Source organism: Pontibacter mangrovi (assembly GCF_006385705.1).
GTDB classification, from domain to species: Bacteria; Bacteroidota; Bacteroidia; order Cytophagales; family Hymenobacteraceae; genus Pontibacter; species Pontibacter mangrovi.
Window position 1 is genome coordinate 108440 of the sequence record NZ_VFRQ01000007.1, and the last position, 17697, is coordinate 126136.

Below are 17697 nucleotides of genomic sequence, written 5' to 3' on the forward strand. Positions count from 1 at the left end.
TCATACTTTCAAAGTTACCCAAAAGTGCCCTGAAATACGAATGGCGCCACACCTTTTAGACCGTTTATAACCCTTGAAAAATGATGCCGTACATCCTAACCAAACATAAAAAAACAAAGCTATGAAATCTGAAATAACGAATAACCTGGAACACGTACTGGTAAAATGCATGACGGCCTGCGAGACTTGCGCCACACTCTGCCTGCAGGAAGACAATGTAAAGGAGATGGCCGGCTGCATTATGCTGGACCGCGACTGCGCCGATATCTGCATTACGACAGCCCGCTTCGTGGCCAGAAACTCGAAGCATGCCAAGCATGTGATGAAGGAATGTATCGAAATTTGCAAGAAATGTGAGGCAGAGTGCCGCCAGCACGAGCATGAGCACTGCCAGAAGTGCGCCGATGCCTGCCGTGAGTGCGCTGAGGCCTGTGAGAACTGGATGCAGCAAAAATAAGCGAGAAAGTATAAAATAAGTATAAAACCAGCGGGGCGTGCTTACAAGTTAAGCACGCCCCGCTGGTTTTATACTTTAAGGGCTCGTTAAAAGATCATGTCAAGTATGGCGGTGATAACCGAAAGCACCAAACTGAAGATCAGGGCCCAGAGAAAACCTCCTACGTCAAATCCTGCTATCAACCAGTCGGCCATCAGGATAATGAGCGCGTTGATAACCAGCAGAAAGAGCCCCAGCGTCAGTATCGTTACCGGGATAGTTAGCAAAACAAGGATAGGCCGGACTATGGCATTCAGCACGGCCAGCACCAGCGCCAAGATAAGCGCGGTCATAAACCCATCGATTTGGACGCCAGGCAGAATATAGGCGGCGATCATGGCGGCCGCACCCGTTAAAAGCAGTTTAAGTATAAATCCCATAGTTTTATTTTAGTTGATGAATATAGTATTGACAGCTTATAGCTTTACTGCTATACATACGGACGCGGCATTTTAAAGTATGGCTGATAAAAAGAAAAGCCTGCAGTTTGCGCTGCAGGCTTTCTTATACATGGTATTTTAATCGTTAGAACTGTGCCTCCAGGCGGTTTTGGGAAACAGCCATCCAGTTGATCAGTTTCATGAGCATGCGGGCACCTACGTTGCCGTTCCACTCGCTGTCGCCGGGGGCCACCTCGCATAGGTCAAACCCGATGATCTCACGGCCAGACTTTACCAGCTGTTTTATCAGGTATACTGCCTGCTCAAACTCCAATCCGCCGGGCACTGGCGTGCCGGTTGCGGGGCAAAGCTTTGGGTCCAGGCCGTCAATGTCGAAGCTGATGTATACTTTCTGGGGCAACTGCGCGATGATCTTTTTACACTCCTTTTTCCAGCTGTCGCCTGCATACAGGTTCTCTTTCAGCACCGCATCGTAGAACACCGTCACACGGCCATTGGACTGGTCAGCCAGTTCCGCCTCTGCCTGGCAAAGGTCACGGATTCCTACCTGCACGAGTTTTTTTACCTGTGGCAACTTCAAGGCATTATACATAATGGAGGCATGTGAATATTCAAAGCCTTCATAGGCATCGCGCAAATCAGCATGGGCGTCTACCTGCAAAATGCCATACTCTTCGTGCCGCTCCGCCAGGGCATGCATCAGGCCTAGCGGAGTGCTATGGTCACCTCCCAATACGCCTACCAGTTTGCCCTGGTCCAGGTAAGTCAGCGCTTTCTGTTTTAGCCACGCCAGCAGCTCCGCTCCTTTGGCGGTTACCTCGGCAGGCAGGTTCTCAAACTCCGCTTTCCCAATTTCTGGACTGCCGGCTTCCAGCCAGTTAATGTAAGCCTCTGCTTTGTTGCGCAGTGCTTCGCTAGTTGCCGCCCACTCATCAGAGATTTCCTCCATCGCTACACCTAGCTTCCAGGCATCCTTGATGCTTGGCTCAAACAGGTCAAGCTGCGGCGACGCGTCTTTGATAGCCTGCGGCCCCTGAGCGGTACCGGCGCTGTAGGAAACGGTTACCTCCCAAGGCATCGGGATAATCACCACCTCTGATTCCTCTACCGTAAACGGAAGCCCGAAAAGCCCACCGCTGCTGTCTCCTACTCCGTTCGGGTCGAAGTTCTGAATTTTCTGTTCTTTGCTATTCATTGGTTGGTTCAGCTGAGTAAGCTTCAATGGCGCTCTGCGAGCCGACATGCAACAGTTCCTTCACGAAGTTCGGAAGGGCGAAGGCTGCAGCGTGGATCGCCTCGTTATAGTATTTCAGGCCTTGCTCTTTTGAGAATTTGGCCGCCGCCTCGCGGTTAAACTGCAGCGGGGTAGAGTTGCCTTTGGAAGAGTATGAGAAGCTCCAGGTACCAGTTGGGTACGTCGGGATGGCGGCCAGGTAGCAGTGCACCTTCTCATCGCCAAATATTTTCTTATAGGTGTCGTAGATCTCAACAAACACGGCGCTGTTAAAGCGCGGCGACTCTGATTGCGTGATCATTACGCCGTCGGGGGTGAGGCAGCGGTGCACCTGGCTGTAGAACTCAGCGGTGAACAGGCCTTCGCCCGGGCCAACCGGGTCGGCAGAGTCCACGATGATCAGATCATAGCGGCCATCCTCACACGCATTGATATACTTGATACCGTCTTCCACCAACAGGTTCAGACGCGGGTTATCAAACGCAACGGCTGTTTCGGGCAGGTGCAGCTTGCAGGCCTCAATCACCAGTTCATCAATCTCTACCAGCGTAACCTCCTCCAGTTGCTCGTAGCGCAGCAGCTCCCGCACCGTTCCACCGTCGCCGCCGCCAATTACCAGGGCGCGCTTGGCTTTCGGGTGGCTCATCATAGGCACGTGCGTAATCATTTCATGATACACATACTCATCGCGCTGCGTGCACATCACCATGCCGTCCAGCGTCAGCATGTTTCCGTAAGCCAATGTCTCAAACACTTCCACACGCTGGTAAGGAGAGTCCTTTTTGTAGAGCTGCTTGCCCGTGTGCTTCAAGGAGAGGGCAATGTTCTCGTCGCGCTCCGTAAACCATACATCGCGCGTAATGGTGCCCAGCTCCTCATCTGGTCTTGGAGACACATCGCGCAGCGACTCGAGGCTGAAGTCGTTGCGCTTGAGCAGGTTCAGCTGGCCGCGGCGCAGTTCCATAGAAGAACCATGTCCTGCTTCAAAAGCCTCTTTCAGGAAATTGTATGATACCCATGGGTCCACAGAGTCGCCGCAGGTAAAGAGGTCTACGGCAGCATAGCCATACTCTGGCCAGGTATGGATGGCCAGGTGGCTTTCCTGAATCACCACCACACCGGATACACCGTAGGGTGAGAAGTGGTGGAAAGTGCTGTTTATCACGGTGGCACCGGCCGTTTCGGCGGCGGCTACCATGCTGTTCTCGATATGAACGACATCGTTCATCAGTTCAGGAGAGCAATCGTAAAATTCAACTAAAATGTGTCTGCCTAAAGCGTTCATCAATGGCTGTAGAAGGTTAAAAAAATAAATCCGAAGGCAAAAAAACGAAATCTGCCTGTATAATCAAAAGTAAAACATCTGCTACTACCTGTACTCCTCTCTAGGACAACGTGTTATAAATTAAGCTAAAAATGGCCTTGGCTATTCCCTAAGCCATAGTGAACGTACCTTATTCCAGCTCCTGCTGCACGATGTGCGCCACTTTGTACTCCTCAGCCATATCCTCAAACACATCGAAGGCGTTGTTGATGGCGTTGAACTCTTTGAGCAGGTTGAACTGCGCCACATGGTAGATGAGAAACAGTTCGGACTGGGTAAAATTCGCCTTTGTGATAAAGCTGTAGTACTCCCCCTGGTCTTGGGTTTCGGTTTTATAGCGCTGAATCAGCTTGAAGAGCACGCTCAGGTTCTTTAAGTATGGGTTCAGGGAGTTTTGGTAGAAGGTAAAATGGTAGGTGAAGTATTCCCGGAAAATGTCCACCAGGTCCGCCTCCGTTTTCTCTTCATCGTTTAAATTCCGCACTTTCTGCACAAACGAGGTGAGCACCTTCTCCTGAAAGAAGACAAAGAAGTTGGAGCCGCGCCAGGCGCTCTGGTTAATGTCAAACGCTACCAGCGAGTCGATGATGTCGTTGTGCTTCTGTATGAAGCTGATGTATAGCGTGGAAAAGTTCTGCTGCTGGAAGATCTTTTGGGTTTTGTGCAACTCAAAACGCTGCAGCTCAAACTCGCGCTTTTGGTAGGTAAGGGTCGCAAAGAAGAGAAAAACGCCGGCCAACGCCCACAACGACCCGACGATGCCGCCGATAAACTCGCCATACTGCCCGAACACCCCCTCTCTGTCAGCGGGGTCCAGGTATAGCTCTTCGGCCAGGTTAAACTTTATAGTTCCCCATACAAGCACCACGGCACCCAGGATGATAAGGATGTAACCGGTGATCTCATACTTGCTGAGCTTAGCTTTTGGTGTCGACATGTAGTAAGTATAACGCTGTACAGGTTGCGGCTAATTGCTGCGCCGCCCTGGTAAGCTACACTACTCCGAAAGGCATTAATCGGTTTCCATCAGGTTGTTTTTGCCTAGGTCAAACGTGCGGATAAGCTCAATGATATGCAAAAAGGTTTTTGTATCGAAGAAGAGCAGCAAGGGCAACTCCACACTTCTGGAGTTATGGGTAAAACGTGTGATGACAGTAAAGACAAGGGGCTGGAACAAAGGGTGCTGCACCAGAATATCTTTCAGGGAGTCGGCGATATGGTTTTTGGGTGCTTTAGGAGGCGAGCCGTAGATGCTGGCTTTTAATATGTTGGCGAGCTGCGTTACCAGCGCCCCCGTTATAATATTGCTGATTTCAAGAAGCAGAGACTCCTGCATGACGGACAGTTCGCCTTTCTGCACATCCACCATGGCCAGGCAAACCTCGGAGAGCCGAACAATGTGATCGTCGGAGAACAGCATGAGCGTAGCCCCGTTAAAGTCTCCTTTAATATCAGACTGGATTATGACATGGGTGTCCTCATACCTGGAGACCAGCTCCAAAAGCTCCTTTACTTCGATCAACTTAATGTCAGGCACTTTCAACAGGACCTTATCTTTGGCAATCGCCGCAAAAGAATCAGCGGCGCGTGCCAGACCGATATTAAGTATCTCTTTTATAACATCCCTCTCTAACTCGGAAATATGAGTTTCCATCATCATGGCTGTCTCGTTTGTGTTTCTCTTATCCATCGCCTCACCCCTGCTTTTTCTGAATAAAGTAACGTGTTATTGCCGGCACATCGAGCACCAGGCATACTTTGCCGGTTCCCAGTAGTGTAACGCCACCATAGATATCTATCTGATCCAATGGCTTGCTTAGCGGCTTGACAACAATGTCCTGCTGCCGGTACAGTTTATCTACAATTAAGCCAAGCTTCCTGTTGTTGTAGGACACGATAATGATGTTCTGCACCTGTCCGTTCAGCCTGCTTTTGTCTCCGAGGTCCATTTCTGCTTCCGGGGTGTTCAGTAGTTCACTCAGGTATACTACTGTTACGGTTTCCCCCTTCAGGTCAGCGATAAGCACGCCACCCACTTCATGCAGCTCGTCCTTATCCAGGGCCACCACCTGATCGGTATGGATCAGCGGGATGGCAAAATAGATATTCCCAACTTCAAACAGCAGCGCCCCCTTAACGGCAATAGAAGAAGGCAGCTGCAATGTAAAGGTGGTTCCAATGCCTTTCTCTGTATGTACGTTAATTCGGCCGCCAATGGAGTCAATGGCATTCTTTACCACATCAAGCCCCACGCCCCTGCCGGAGTATTCTGTTACTTCTTTGGCAGTAGAGAACCCCGGCTCAAACAAGAGCGACAGCACTTCGTTGTCGGCCATACTTTTAGCCGCCTCTGCCGATATAAGCTGCTTTTCTATAGCGGAGCGCTTCACCTGCCTTAGGTCAATGCCTCTACCATCATCCTCTAACCTGATCAGGACGTTCTCCCGATCACTCTGTGCGGTCAGTTTCAAATGTCCGGTGCTTCCCTTGCTTTTTGCCAGGCGCTCCTCAGGCTTCTCCAGCCCATGCGTTATCGCGTTGCGAACCAGGTGCAACAGCGAGTCGGCCATGATCTGCAGAATGTTACGGTCAATCTGTATGTCTTGCCCTGTCAGCACGAGGTTAACATCCTTTCCTTCCGCTGAGGCCACGTCGCGCACAATACGCGGAAACTTATTGAACAATGACCCGATATTTACCAGCCTCGCATCCATGACGCTGTACTGCAGGTCTTCTGTTATGCGGTACAGGTGCGAGCTCACGCTCTTTAGTTCATCATGGTTCAGCTCCCGGCTAATCGACAGCACGCGGTCCCGGTCTATCATCAGCTCGCCTACCAGGTTCATCATGTGGTCCAGCTTCCTGATCTGTATATATATCAGATCCGACAGCGCCAGGTTTTTTGAAGTGTTATACTTCTGCACCTTGGTCAGCTCTATCGTGCTGTCAGACAGGTTCTCCACGATAATGTCGAGGTTGCGCAACAGCACGGGGTCCGGCTCGCCGTAGTTCGGGTTGTCCACGTTGTGGATCAACTCCCCCAGCAGGTCAATGCCATCAAAGAGCACTTTCACCACCTCGTCGCTGAAGTTCAGCTCTTTGTTGCGGATAAGGCTGAAGGCAGTCTCCAGTTTATGCGACACATCTGAGATCTGCAGGTAACCGATTGCTTTGGAGTTGGCCTTCAGGTTATGCAGCAAACGGAAAATCTCGGCCAGCGTTTCATCGTTGTCCGGCTCTTTCTCCAGTGTGCTGATATGCCTGTTCAACCCATCAAAGTACTCCAGGGCCTCGGCAATGAATATTTCTTTATACTCCTGTTCTCTCGATTTCATAATTTCTGTCAGTTGTACTGACCTGCTGCTGCCCGGCCACCAACCTGTTCAGGTAGTGAGGTATGTCATCCAAGGGCAGCACCTCGTTTATGTATCCGCTATCTATTGCAGATTTAGCCATCCCGAAGATGGCAGATGTCGCTTCATTCTGGGCAATCATTATTCCGCCCTGCTCCTGAATACAGGATGCTCCCGCGGTTCCGTCCTTTCCCATCCCCGTCAGGATCACCCCGATTACCTGCTGCACATGGCACTGTGCCACAGATCCCATCAGCATATTCACAGAAGGCTGGTCATACAGTGGGGCTTTCTCATCGGTTAGCCTAATAACCAGCCCACCGTTGGTCCCACTCATCTTTTGCACCAGCATATTAAAACCGCCTGGAGCCACAATTACACTCCCAACCTCTACTTTCAGGCCTGTGCGCCCTTCCATCACTTTTAGTGGCGTAAGAGACTGCAGGCGTTTAGTATAGGTTCTGGTAAAGTTTGGCGGCAAATGCAATGCAACCAGTACAGACGCTTTCAGGTCGGCGGATAGTTGCCTCACAATGCGCTCCACAGCCTGCGTTCCTCCCGTGGATGCCCCAATGGCGATAATGGTTTCAGTGGCAGCACCTTGCTTCGGGCTAGCAGGAGAAGGGCTTTTCAGAGGCTCCATTTCCTGCTGCAATTGGTTAAGCCGCTGCTGCGTGTCATACAGCTCTGTTTCCCGCACCGCCATTACTTTCCGTAGCACCTCCTTGGCTATACTTCTGTAATTGGTGTAATACCGGCTTTTTCCTGGTTTCAGCACGACAGCATACACCCCTAGGGCCACTGCCTGCTGCAGCAAATCCAGTGTCAGCTGCTCCTTCTGCAACAGCAGAAGAACGGGGGCCGGGGCTTCGCCAAAAATGCTTTTCAAAGCCATTAAGTTTTTATTGCCCGGCAGGTCATGGTCCAGCACCACCAGGTCTGTCCCGTTGTGCTTCAGCTTCTTTAGAAGTTCCTCCCTCTCTGATGCCAGGCCAGCGATCGCCACGCCAGCGGCAGCTCCTATGATGTCCTGGAGCACTAGGCGTGCATAGCTCGACCCGCCTGCTATCAGAACTCGCAACATATTTCCTATCTCCTCTGCTTCCTAAAGTATAAAGTTGCTTAGCAGCAAAAGAACCTTACTGCTTTGGCTCTTCGGCTAAAACCTGGCTTACCACCTCCAGCACCTTCTCTTCTGAGAACGGCTTCACGATATACGATTTGGCGCCATTTTCCAGCGCCTCGTTTACGATCACCTCCTGCCCTACGGCGCTTACGATCACTACTTTCTGATCGGGCTGCTCAGCCCTGATGCCTTTTAGCACCTCAAGGCCGGTGTTGTCAGGCAGGATCACGTCCAGCGTGATCAGGTCAGGCTTTGTCTCTTTTGCCAGCTCTAGCGCTGTCTGCCCATTAGGTGCCTCGCCAACAATCTCATACCCTGCGTCCGAGAGCATGTTCTTGAGCATCGTGCGCATGTAGAATGAATCATCTACAATTAATATTCTTTTCATACTTTATAAAGTATAGTTTCTGGTTTTTAAGCGTTCGGCAACTGATTGATTTCTTCCTGTGTCAGGATTTTGTGCATGTCCAGCACAATGATGAGCCTGTTTTCTATCTTGGCGATGCCTTCTATAAAATTCTCGCTCACACTTACATCCTGTAAAAAAGATGGCGCCTTGTCTATCTTCGTCAGCGGAAGGTTGAGCGACTGCGGTACTTCCTTCACATCCACTCCAATGCTGTACTCATCTGCTTCTACTACCAGCGTGAAGCTGTTTTGCACTCCTTCTGCAGGCTCCGGCTTAATCTGGAAACGCTTCTCCAGGTCAATAATCGCGATGATATCGCCTCGCACGTTGGCCACTCCCTTCACATACTCAGGCGTGCGGGGCATGCGGGTAATAGTAGGAGTCAGGGTTACTTCCTTCACTTGGTCAATCCGGATGGCGTACTCTTCGCCGCCAAGCTTGAACACAATCAGGTGCACCATTTCGGGGGCTACCTGCTCGCGGGCGGCCTCCGAAACCGGTTTCTCCTGTTTATCTTGTTTATCAGGCGCAGGTTCTGGTTTAGAAGCCGCAGGCTGTGTGGCTGCAGGCTCTGGCGCAGATTTCTTAGTTTCTTTTGATTCCTTCGCCATACTTATTTCTTGCCATTCCCTGTTTTAACATCACTTAACTTACGACTGTTCTCTGTTGCCCCTCTGTCGTTTCCGGTTTGGTTGCGATGCTTGCGGTTGTTTGACGGAATAGAGGTCATCAGGGACCTGCGCTCCTTAAACACCAGGTTGCCGTCTATCAACTTAAAGGCTGATATACTCACCTGCAGGTCAGCGGCAATGTCGTTCAGGTTCTGCGAAGATGAGGTTAGTTCCTGCATCGAGCCCGACAGTTGCTTGGCTGTGCTGGCTACCTGCTGGGTGCCAGATGCCGTTTGCTCGGCAATGGCTACCACTTCCTCCACATACTTCACCACATCGCCGATCGTGGTTTTCTGTACTTCCGTTGCCGTTAAGATGTCCTGCGCGGTGCGAAGCGTTTCCCCACTGGAGGCGGCAATATTTTTGAAGGCGCCGGATGCCTCGAAGGTGGCATTCTTTCCTTTCAACACTCGTCCCTCCATGGTAGAGATCGCCGTGGCGGCAGAGGCCGTATCTTTTTTCACGTCATCCACCAGCGTGGCAATCTCGCTTGCTGATTTGCGCGAGCCTTCGGCCAGTTTACGGATCTCTTCGGCTACCACCGCAAAGCCACGTCCGGCCTCGCCTGCACGGGCCGCCTCGATGGCAGCGTTCAGGGCCAGCAGGTTTGTCTGCGCGGCAATGTCGGTAATCACACCCAGCGATTTGGATATTTCCTGCGAGCGCGTGCTCAGTACTTCAATAGTTTTGGACGTAAGAGCCGCAGAGCTGGAGATTTCCTCCATGTTCTTCACCACTTCGGCCACTGTCTTCAGACCGATCTGCGAGCTTTCCTCACCGAGCAAGGCTGATTTGTTCACCACCTCGGCGCGGTTAGCCGTTTCCTTCGTCGCTTTCATGATCTCCTCGATCAGCTTAAAGGCCTGGTCTGTTTTAAGGGCCTGGTTCTGCGCACCTTCCGCCATTTGCTGCATGGCAAGCGCCACATCCAGCGTAACCTTGTTCATTTCCAATCCTTTGGCAGCCATTTCTTCAGAAGAAGACCCTACTACCAAGGAAGAGTCGTTGATTTCGCCAAGAAGGGCGTTCAGGTTCTCCACCGCCAGGTTCAGTGCGTTCGCCATATCCAGAATATCACCAGCAGTCTGCGCCTCTACCTTCTGAGTAAGGTCACCCTCCGAGATGGCACGTACTACTCTGGATACATCCAGCACCGGCGTTACGATGGACTCCAGCAGGTCGTTGAGGGTATCCACCAGTTCTTTCCAGCTACCGCCCACACCCTGCAGCGTGGCACGCTCAGTCAGCTTTCCTTCCACACCCGCTACTCTGGCCACACGCGAAACCTCGCCAGCCAGACGGTTCAGGTCGATCACCATGGTGTTGATCGTATCGGCCAGTTCGGCCATCTCGCCTTTGGCCTGCAGCGTCAGTTTCTGCGTCAGGTCCCCTTTGGATACCGCGGTTACTACTTTCACGATTCCTCGCACCTGCGTTGTCAGGTTAGAAGCCATGGTGTTCACGTTATCGGTCAGGTCTTTCCATACACCGGCTACGTTCGGCACGTTTGCCTGGCCGCCGAGGCGTCCTTCGGTACCCACTTCCAGGGCCACGCGGGTTACCTCACCGGCGAAGATATTCAAGGAGTCCACCATGCGGTTCATGTTCTCCTTCAGCTCATTCAGCTCGCCTTTCACGTCCACGGATACCTTCTGAGTCAAATCTCCTTTCGCCACCGCCGTGGCCACTTTGGCGATGTCGCGCACTTGCAGCGTCAGGTTAGAGGCCATGGTATTTACATTGTCGGTCAGCTCTTTCCAGGTACCACGTACTTTTGGCACATTGGCCTGACCACCCAAACGACCTTCCGTACCCACCTCTCTTGCCACACGCGTTACCTCGTCTGCAAAGATGTTGAGCGAGTCCACCATCTGGTTCAGGTTCTCCTTCAGGTCCAGGAGCTCGCCGCGGGCTTCCACGGTGATCTTCTGGCTCAAATCGCCTTTCGCTACCGCTGTGGCTACCTTGGCAATGTCTCGCACCTGAGAGGTCAGGTTAGAGGCCATGTAGTTTACGTTGTCAGTAAGGTCCTTCCAGGTTCCACCTACGTTCGGCACATTGGCCTGACCGCCCAGCTTACCCTCGGTACCTACCTCGCGGGCCACTCTTGTTACTTCGTCACCGAAGATATTGAGCGAGTCCACCATCTGGTTTAGGTTCTCCTTCAGATCCAGGAGCTCGCCGCGGGCTTCCACGGTGATCTTCTGGCTCAAATCGCCTTTAGCCACCGCTGTGGCCACTTTGGCTATACCTCGCACCTGCGTTGTCAGGTTAGAGGCCATGATATTTACGTTATCTGTCAGGTCTTTCCAAACACCGCCCACGTTCGGCACGTTGGCTTGGCCGCCAAGGCGACCTTCGGTTCCCACTTCCAGGGCCACGCGAGTAACCTCACCGGCGAAGATGTTGAGCGAGTCCACCATGCGGTTGATGTTCTCCTTCAACTCTCCCAGCTCTCCTTTTACATCCACGGATACTTTTTGGGTCAAGTCACCTTTGGCCACCGCAGTGGACACGTTGGCAATGTCGCGTACCTGAGAGGTCAGGTTGGAGGCCATGGTGTTCACGTTGTCAGTCAGGTTTTTCCAGGTACCGCCAACGTTAGGAACGTTCGCCTGGCCGCCCAGCTTACCCTCCGTACCCACCTCTCTTGCCACACGCGTTACCTCGTCAGCAAAGATGTTCAGGGAGTCCACCATCTGGTTCAGGTTCTCCTTCAGGTCGGCAAGCTCACCTTTCACATTTACCGTAATTTTCTGGCTCAAATCCCCTTTCGCTACCGCGGTCGCCACATTGGCAATGTCGCGCACCTGCAGCGTCAGGTTAGAGGCCATGGAATTCACATTATCGGTCAGCTCTTTCCAAACACCGGCCACGTTCGGCACGTTGGCCTGGCCGCCCAGTATACCTTCGGTACCCACCTCACGCGCCACACGGGTTACTTCCGCGCCAAACACGTTCAGTCGGTCCACCATCTCGTTAAGAATGTCCTTCAGCTCACCCAGCTCGCCTTTCACGTCCACGGATACTTTTTGGGTCAAATCACCCTTGGCCACCGCGGTTGCTACGTTGGCAATGTCGCGTACCTGAGAGGTCAGGTTGCCTGCCATCAGGTTCACGTTGTCGGTCAGTTCTTTCCAGGTGCCCTCTACTCTTGGCACATTGGCCTGGCCGCCCAGCTTACCCTCCGTACCTACTTCTCTCGCCACTCTGGTAACCTCACCGGCGAAGATGTTGAGCGAGTCCACCATCTGGTTGATGTTCTCCTTCAGCTCGGCCATCTCACCGCGCACATTCACAGTGATCTTCTGGGTCAAATCGCCTTTCGCTACGGCTGTGGACACGTTGGCAATGTCTCGTACCTGTGAGGTCAGGTTGGAGGCCATGGTGTTCACGTTGTCGGTAAGGTCCTTCCAAACACCGCCTACGTTCGGCACTTTGGCCTGGCCGCCGAGGCGTCCTTCTGTACCCACTTCGCGGGCCACACGGGTTACCTCACCGGCAAAAATATTCAGGGAGTCCACCATGCGGTTGATGTTCTCCTTCAGTTCACTCAGCTCTCCTTTTACATCTACCGATACCTTCTGCGTCAGGTCGCCTTTCGCCACCGCTGTGGCTACGTTGGCAATGTCACGCACCTGGAAGGTAAGGTTGGAGGCCATGGTGTTCACGTTGTCCGTCAGGTCCTTCCAAACACCGGCCACGTTCGGCACCGATGCCTGGCCGCCCAGTTTACCCTCGGTACCCACCTCCAGGGCCACGCGCGTTACCTCACCGGCAAACAGGTTCAGGTTATCGATGGTGCGGTTGATGGTCTCGGCCATCACCTTAAAGTCACCCGATACTGGAATCTGGAATGTTTCATCCAGGTTACCGCGGGAGATATTCTTCAGTACCTTGCCCACCTCGAGTACCGGTACCGCAATGGAATCCACCAGGCCGTTGATGTTGTTGATCATGTCCTTCCAGAAACCGGAGGCATTCTCAGCGGAGGCACGGGCTTTCAGGTTACCCTCCACACCGGCTACTTTGGAGATGCGCGACACCTCGCCACCTACACCACCGATCATCTCCACCATGGAGTTGTAGGCTTCGGCGATGTCGGCAAAGATGTCGTCGTTCTGTTTTGTCAGGCGCACCGATACGTCACCTTTCTTAAAGGCATCCAGGGCATAGAGCACCCTGTTCAGTTGGTCGCTGATATAGTCTGGGTTGCTTGGCAGTTTACCTTGGCGCAACTTTTTAACCGGCGCGGCTTTTTCAGCGGCTGGTTTGGAAGGCTCGCTTGGTTGCTCTGGTGCAGCTGCCGGTGCCGCCGGCTTGGCTGGCGCCTCCTCCACGGCTGTGGTAGCGCCGCCTTTGTCAGCTTTTGCCCGGGAAGCGGCTTTTTTCTCTTCTTTGGCTTCTACGTCACTGATGAGCTTCTCTTTACTCAACTTCAAGTTTTTACCTAAGGCCATATTTCGTTTGGTTGGAATAGGGTATCTATACCGGCTGCGGCACCACAAGAGCTAAAAAATGCAAGCGGTGCTTACAGCGAAAGATTTAGTTAGTGCAATTTACTATAAAAGTATGATATTTCCCGATCTAGGGGAAGGTATTCGCGCTTATTGCTCGAGATACTCCGCTGCCAATGCGGCGTAGTCTCGGGCGCCGTTAGAGGAGGCGTCGTAATCCAGCACGCTTTTTCCGAACGAAGGCGCCTCCGCCAGCTTCACGTTCATCCGGATCTGGCTTTGGAAGATCTTCTCCTTCACGTTCTCCTGCAGGTACTCCAGCACCTCCAGGCTCAGCTTCCGACGCACATCAAACATCACCACTACGATGCCTTTTATTTTAAGTTTAGGGTTAAAGGCTTTCCGCACTTTCTGAACTGTGTTCATAATCTGGTCCAGTCCCTGTAGGGTAAGCACCTCCATTTGCAGCGGAATCAGCACCTCCTGCGCTGCAGTTAAGGCATTTAGCGTTAGCACCGAGAGCGATGGCGGGCAATCTATAAGTATAAAATCAAAGCCTTTAGCCTGCGCAAGTATGGTCTTCAAAAATTTTTCCCGCTCCGGCTGCGACACAAGCGAAATCTCGATATCTACCAACTCGTTGGAACCAGGGGCTACCCAAACGCCGTTCTTCTCAACTACTATGTCGTTTATACTTTTATCGCCCTGGAAAACGTCGGCCAGTGAAGCCTGCGGGTTTGTGACGGCCAGCGAGTAGGAAAGATTGCTTTGGGGGTCCAGGTCCAGTAGCAGCACTTTTTTGCCCTGTTTGCTGAGGGCGCTGCCCAGGTTTATGGTTGTAGTTGTTTTGCCAGTGCCGCCTTTCTGGTTAATCACGGCCACTACATTAGTCTTCATTATGCGGGTTTTAAGGGTGCCTGTGCATGGCTAACGTGTCTGCCATGCCACTAATCTAAAGAAATAAAGTATAATTTAAAAGTATCGGCATAGCCTGCAGATCATACACCCTGCCCTATGTGCTGATGCAGCAGCACGCCGGAAGTAGCGTAAATTTCCTGCCACTCGGGCAACTGAAGTGCCACGGCCACGACACTGGCAGGCTCCATGTAGCCCAGCTGCAAGTTGCCGGACAGATCACGGGCCAGGCGCGTGAGGCCGGGGTTATGGCCTACTAGCAGCACCTGTTTCACATGATCAGGAAGTTCGCTCAGGCTTTTCAGGAGCTGTGACTCGCGGGCATTGTAGAGGTCCGGGTTATAACTTATCTGCTCCTCATCAAAGTATAACTTGCCGGCAATTAAGCGGGCGGTGAGGTTGGCGCGGTTGGCCGGACTAGCCAGTATGGCATCGGTCTTAACATAATTTTCGCGGAGCCACCTCCCGGTGTTCCGGGCCTGTTTCTGGCCTGCCGGTGTAAGCTCGCGTTCAAAGTCCGGCTGAAGCGGAAAAGGGTCAACCGCTTCGGCGTGCCGGCAGAGGAGTACGATTCTTTGCATAGAATATCAAAAGTGACCGTATAGATTAAGCGTCTAGCCGGTGATGGCTAATTGTAGTAACTGACACAGTTAAACCTGTGTAATACGAAGTAAGGTTGTAATTGTTTAAAAAATTATTTGAACTTTGGGCAAAATTTAGCCGGTTCGCCCTGTAAATATAAAGGATGATAAAAAACTTAGTCATAGTAGAGTCGCCTGCCAAGGCAAAGACAATAGAGGGATACTTAGGGAAAGACTTTGTCGTGAAGTCTAGCTTCGGCCACGTGCGCGACTTGCCTAAAGACAACAACGCCATTGACGTAGCGCACGGGTTTAAACCCACCTACGTTATCTCCAGCGATAAAAAGGAAGTGGTGTCGCAGTTGCGCAAGCTGGCCAAGGAAGCGGAAACCGTCTGGCTTGCATCGGACGACGACCGCGAGGGAGAGGCCATTTCGTGGCACCTGACCGAGGCCCTGAACCTGAACGACGCCAAGACGCGCCGCATCGTTTTCCGGGAGATCACCAAAAACGCCATCCTCAACGCCATCAGCTCGCCGCGTGGCATCGACATGGACCTGGTGAACGCCCAGCAGGCCCGCCGAATCCTTGACCGCCTCGTAGGCTTTGAGCTGTCGCCGGTGCTCTGGAAGAAGATCAAGACCGGTCTTTCGGCAGGCCGTGTGCAGTCGGTGGCGGTGCGCCTGGTAGTTGAGCGCGAGCGCGACATTGAAAAGTTTAAAGCAGAAGCCAGCTTCCGTATCACTGCCTCATTTGATGTACAGGGCCGCACACTGGAGGCAGAGCTTCCGCAAAAGTTCAAGACCGAGGAAGAGGCACAGGCATTTCTGCAGCAATGTATCGGGGCAGAGTATAAGATAGAGAACCTGGAGCAGAAGCCGCTGAAGCGCAGCCCTGCCCCGCCCTTTACCACCTCTACCCTGCAGCAGGAAGCCAGCCGCAAGCTATACTTCTCGGTGGCCCAAACCATGACCATCGCGCAGCGCCTGTACGAGGCCGGTAAGATTTCCTACATGCGTACTGATTCGGTGAACTTGTCGGAAGAGGCCATCCAAGGAGCCAGCCAGGAGATCCAGCGTTCGTTCGGGGAGAAGTTTGTAAAGAACCGCCGTTTCAAAACAAAATCATCCGGGGCACAGGAGGCACACGAGGCTATTCGCCCTACGGATTTTTCTAAAATGGTAGGCAGCTCAGACCGTAACGAGCAGCGCCTGTACGAGCTGATCTGGAAACGCGCCATCGCCTCGCAAATGGCTGACGCTGAGATCGAGAAAACAACCGTCACCATCGGCATCTCCACGCAGCCCGACCAGAAGCTGCAGGCTACCGGTGAGGTGATCAAGTTTGAGGGCTTTTTGAAAGTATACATCGAGTCGAAGGACGATGAAGAAGAGGCTGACGAGGATGTGAAAGGCATGCTGCCGCCGCTGAGCATCGGCCAAAGTATAAATCTGCGCCAAATGCTGGCCACGCAGCGTTACAGCCGTCCACCGGCCCGCTATACAGAGGCCAGCCTGGTGAAGAAACTGGAGGAAATGGGCATCGGTCGTCCGTCTACCTATGCGCCTACTATCTCTACCATACAAAAGCGTGGGTATGTGGAGAAAGACAGCCGCGAAGGCAAAGAGCGTAACTTCCAGGTGCTTACCTTAAGAGGCGATAACATCACCACCCAAACCAAAACCGAAATTACGGGAGCAGAGAAAGCCAAGCTCTTCCCGACTGACACGGCCATGGTGGTGAACGACTTTCTGGTCGAGCATTTCCCGAACGTGATCGACTACTCGTTTACAGCGCGTGTAGAGGCGGAGTTTGATGAGATTGCGCAGGGCCAGAAAGAGTGGGAAGACATGCTGGAGAAGTTTTACGAGAAATTCCACAAGCGCATTGAGTCGAGCGAGAACATTTCTAGGGCAGAGGTCTCCGGCGCCCGCGAGTTGGGCACTGACCCGGTAACAGGCAAAACCATCGTGGCAAAGCTTGGACGCTTCGGGCCTTACGTGCAGTTGGGCGAGGAGAACGAGGAAACCGGTGAGAAACCGGTGTATGCCAGCCTGCGCAAAGGCCAGTTCATTGAAAGCCTGGCCTTGGAGGATGCACTGGAGCTGTTTAAGTTGCCGCGTATTGTGGGCACTTTTGAAGAAAAGGACATGACGGCGGCCATAGGGCGCTTCGGACCCTACATCCGTCACGACGGTAAATTCTACTCGCTACCCAAAACGCTGGACCCGCTGAAGGTGACAGCCGAGGAAGCCATCGAGCTGATACAGGCCAAGCGCAAAGCGGACGCGGAGAAGCTCATCAAGTCTTTCCCGGAGAACCCCGACATACAGGTGCTCAACGGCCGTTACGGTCCCTACATTGTAGCCGGCAAAAAGAACGTGAAGATCCCGAAGGACAAGGAGCCGAGCGAACTGACACTGGAGGAATGTATAGCGCTGGCTGAGGCCACTCCGGAGAAGAAAGGCCGTGGCGGCTTCAAAAAGAAAGCTGATGCCGATAAGCCGGCAGCCACGAAGAAAACTGCCACTAAAGCCAAGGCGGCATCCTCTAAAAAAGCCACTACCGCCAAGAAAGCTGCGCCGAAGAAAAAGGCATAGTATAAAGTATAACTTAAACTAAAAGAGCACCTTAGCCAGGTGCTCTTTTAGTTTAAGTATAATCAGGTCCTGCAAAAGCTATGTAAGTATAAACCCACCCCTAACCCCTCCTAGGAGGGAATTTGGTACT

General features: G+C 52.6%; 14 protein-coding genes. 2 read left to right on the top strand and 12 right to left on the bottom strand.

The features are described 5' to 3' along the window. The first annotated feature begins 121 nt into the window (after positions 1–121). A complete protein-coding gene (locus FJM65_RS13960; RefSeq protein WP_140622163.1) occupies positions 122–457 on the top strand; it encodes a four-helix bundle copper-binding protein in 336 nt (111 codons plus the stop codon). Between the two features lie 86 nt (positions 458–543). On the opposite strand, the gene FJM65_RS13965 is transcribed toward FJM65_RS13960, so the two are convergent. From FJM65_RS13965 to FJM65_RS14020, 12 genes are all read right to left on the bottom strand, one after another. Further along, positions 544–876 carry a phage holin family protein gene (locus FJM65_RS13965; RefSeq protein WP_140622164.1) on the bottom strand — a complete coding sequence of 111 codons (333 nt, stop codon included), beginning with the start codon at positions 874–876 and terminating at the stop codon, positions 544–546. 145 nt (positions 877–1021) lie between these two features. Beyond that, positions 1022–2092 carry an agmatinase family protein gene (locus FJM65_RS13970; protein WP_140622165.1) on the bottom strand — a complete coding sequence of 357 codons (1071 nt, stop codon included), beginning with the start codon at positions 2090–2092 and terminating at the stop codon, positions 1022–1024. Further along, a complete protein-coding gene (speE, locus tag FJM65_RS13975; protein WP_140622348.1) occupies positions 2085–3416 on the bottom strand; it encodes a polyamine aminopropyltransferase in 1332 nt (443 codons plus the stop codon). Before speE ends, FJM65_RS13970 begins: the two co-directional genes overlap by 8 nt. A 169-nt stretch (positions 3417–3585) precedes the next feature. Further along, positions 3586–4392 (bottom strand): putative phage abortive infection protein, encoded by an 807-nt coding sequence (locus tag FJM65_RS13980; RefSeq protein ID WP_140622166.1) that lies wholly within the window; start codon positions 4390–4392, stop codon positions 3586–3588. A gap of 75 nt (positions 4393–4467) precedes the next feature. Further along, entirely contained in the window at positions 4468–5145 is a 678-nt protein-coding gene (locus FJM65_RS13985; RefSeq protein WP_239022961.1) for a chemotaxis protein CheC, read from the bottom strand. Between the two features lie 4 nt (positions 5146–5149). Further along, entirely contained in the window at positions 5150–6790 is a 1641-nt protein-coding gene (locus FJM65_RS13990; RefSeq protein WP_140622167.1) for a chemotaxis protein CheA, read from the bottom strand. Beyond that, the gene (locus tag FJM65_RS13995) at positions 6765–7892 is read right to left on the bottom strand and encodes a chemotaxis protein CheB (protein WP_140622168.1); all 1128 of its coding nucleotides are present in this window, start codon (positions 7890–7892) and stop codon (positions 6765–6767) included. Before FJM65_RS13995 ends, FJM65_RS13990 begins: the two co-directional genes overlap by 26 nt. A gap of 55 nt (positions 7893–7947) precedes the next feature. Continuing rightward, positions 7948–8322 carry a response regulator gene (locus FJM65_RS14000; RefSeq protein WP_140622169.1) on the bottom strand — a complete coding sequence of 125 codons (375 nt, stop codon included), beginning with the start codon at positions 8320–8322 and terminating at the stop codon, positions 7948–7950. A 26-nt stretch (positions 8323–8348) separates the two neighbouring features. Further along, positions 8349–8954, bottom strand: coding sequence for a chemotaxis protein CheW (locus FJM65_RS14005; RefSeq protein ID WP_140622170.1), 606 nt, complete (start codon positions 8952–8954; stop codon positions 8349–8351). Between the two features lie 2 nt (positions 8955–8956). Next, a complete protein-coding gene (locus FJM65_RS14010; RefSeq protein ID WP_239022962.1) occupies positions 8957–13456 on the bottom strand; it encodes a HAMP domain-containing protein in 4500 nt (1499 codons plus the stop codon). A gap of 165 nt (positions 13457–13621) precedes the next feature. Beyond that, positions 13622–14368, bottom strand: coding sequence for a ParA family protein (locus FJM65_RS14015; protein WP_140622172.1), 747 nt, complete (start codon positions 14366–14368; stop codon positions 13622–13624). A gap of 101 nt (positions 14369–14469) precedes the next feature. Further along, positions 14470–14967 (bottom strand): SixA phosphatase family protein, encoded by a 498-nt coding sequence (locus FJM65_RS14020; RefSeq protein WP_140622173.1) that lies wholly within the window; start codon positions 14965–14967, stop codon positions 14470–14472. Between the two features lie 164 nt (positions 14968–15131). Between FJM65_RS14020 and topA the strand changes: the two genes are divergently transcribed. After that, positions 15132–17567 carry a type I DNA topoisomerase gene (gene topA, locus FJM65_RS14025; RefSeq protein WP_140622174.1) on the top strand — a complete coding sequence of 812 codons (2436 nt, stop codon included), beginning with the start codon at positions 15132–15134 and terminating at the stop codon, positions 17565–17567. Positions 17568–17697 lie beyond the last annotated feature (130 nt).